The organism is Vibrio sp. 1069, from assembly GCF_033340555.1.
This window is the reverse complement of record NZ_JAWOWP010000901.1, coordinates 1-529: the sequence shown is the minus strand read 5'-3', so window position 1 is coordinate 529 and position 529 is coordinate 1. Positions and strand designations below refer to the sequence as shown.

1 protein-coding gene is annotated in these 529 nt (G+C 38.4%); it reads left to right on the top strand.

Going from position 1 to position 529, the window contains the following annotated elements:
• On the top strand, positions 1–456 hold a 456-nt coding region (locus R7040_RS29715; protein WP_318098085.1), incomplete at its 5' end, for an ABZJ_00895 family protein.
• Positions 457–529: the final 73 nt, after the last annotated feature.

Below are 529 nucleotides of genomic sequence, written 5' to 3'. Positions count from 1 at the left end.
AAAGTGGAATCGAAAAATAATTACTCAACAGAAAACAACGCTCCCTCGGTGCTCTTTGTAACGTCGCTTTTGTGTTTGGCATCAGTTTGTTTGGCCATACTGCTATTTATTATTGAGTACATTTCTGGCATGGAAATGAACGGTGTCGGCTTTCTTGGGACGTTAATACCAGCGATGAGTGTAGGATATTATTTTGGCTATAAAACAGGGAATATAATGCCTTCGAGAACGAGGTGGTATTCAGTGCTGCTTTGGAATTTATCGAGCTTAGTGGTGTTTTCTCTCATCTTAATGTTTTTGGGCATCTCTATATTTGAATTGATAGCGGAACTAGGTTGGTTCAGTATTATTATCGTTGTATTAACCTTAATAACCGTTTGTCTCGCGTACTTTATTTTTAAGAGTGGTGAAAAAATGGCGATTAAGGTTTTGCTAAAAGCGCAAAAGAGTGCGTAACTCACATATAACGAACGCTTAAAGATAGATACGTAAAAAAGCCGCCAGCCATATCGTGCTGGCGTTATTGTTT